This is a genomic window from Komagataeibacter sp. FXV3, assembly GCF_015155755.1.
In the GTDB taxonomy this organism is placed as follows: domain Bacteria; phylum Pseudomonadota; class Alphaproteobacteria; order Acetobacterales; family Acetobacteraceae; genus Komagataeibacter.
This window is the reverse complement of sequence record NZ_VWPI01000194.1, coordinates 1-1,240: the sequence shown is the minus strand read 5'-3', so window position 1 is coordinate 1,240 and position 1,240 is coordinate 1. Positions and strand designations below refer to the sequence as shown.

The 1,240-nt window shown below is 57.3% G+C and carries 1 protein-coding gene; it reads right to left on the bottom strand.

The features are described 5' to 3' along the window. Nucleotides 1-26: 26 nt before the first annotated feature. Nucleotides 27-1,177, bottom strand: a protein-coding gene (locus tag F1542_RS16885) for an IS3 family transposase (protein ID WP_193734012.1) whose coding sequence is annotated in 2 segments (ribosomal slippage) — nucleotides 27-919 and nucleotides 919-1,177 — 1,152 coding nt in all. Because the reading frame shifts where the segments join, the coding sequence is not laid out codon by codon here. Nucleotides 1,178-1,240: the final 63 nt, after the last annotated feature.

The window sequence follows — 1,240 nt, the reverse complement described above, 5'->3', positions numbered from 1 at the left end:
TGACGTGCCCCCCTTTTTGTATCCACTCAAAAGGAGAGTTCCCGTTTTTCATGGCTTGGAGTTGATGGAATAGCAAGGGTCTCGGGGGCATGCCCCCGAGACCCTTGTCTAGCGACCTGATCCGGTGTCCTGCCATTCAGTTGGGAATGTGGGCGTACCGTATTGTAGTCTTCCCGCCAGTCAGCCAGAATCTGGCGGGCATGCGTCAGGGACGTGAACAGCGTTTCGTTGAGACATTCATCCCTGAGCCGGCCATTGAAGCTTTCGACAAACCCGTTCTGCTGCGGCTTCCCCGGGGCGATATAATGCCATTCGATCTGCATCCCGTCGGCCCATTTCAGAATGGCATGGGAGGTGAATTCCGTCCCGTTGTCGCTGACAATCATGAGGGGTTTGCCATATCGCTCCACCAGAGTTGTCAGTTCCCGCGCCACACGTCCGCCTGACAGCGATGTGTCGGCAACCAATGCCAGGTTCTCCCGGCTGAAATCGTCGATAACAGCCAGAATGCGGAACCGGCGGCCACAGATCAGGGCGTCGGACACAAAATCCAGGCTCCAGCGCTGCCCAGGTTCCTGGGGGACGGTTATGGGAGAACGCGTTCCCAATGCTCGCTTTCGGCCTCCCCGATGACGGACTTTCAGCCCCTCCTCCTGATAGAGGCGGAACAGCTTCTTATGATTGGGTGTGAGGCCTTCCCGCGCCAGAAGATAGCTCAGGCGACGGTATCCAAAGCGGCGCCGCTGGCCCGCTAGTTCCCGCAGACGCTGGCGCAGGACGACATCGTCCGCCCTGGTCGAAATATAGCGCGCAACACGGCGGGCAAGACCGACAAGCGCACAGGCACGGCGTTCACTCAGGGCCAGAACACCGCGAATATGGTCGACCGCCTGCCGCTTGGCGACAGGCGTCACCACTTTTTTCCAACGATTTCCTTCAGCGCTGCATTATCCAGCATGGCATCCGCCAGAAGACGTTTCAGGCGGCTGTTTTCATCTTCCAGCGCCTTCAGCCGTTTGGCCTCGGACACTTCAAGACCACCATAGCGGGTCTTCCATTTGTAGAAGGTTGCGTCACTGATCCCGTGTTTTCGGCAAAGATCAGAGACCTTCAGTCCAGTTTCCTGTTCCTTCAGGATCCCTATGATCTGCTCTTCCGTAAAGCGACTGCGTTTCATCCGTCCGTATCCTTCTCGATCGGACTCTACTTTAAAATGGGCACATTTTCGGGGGGCACGTCA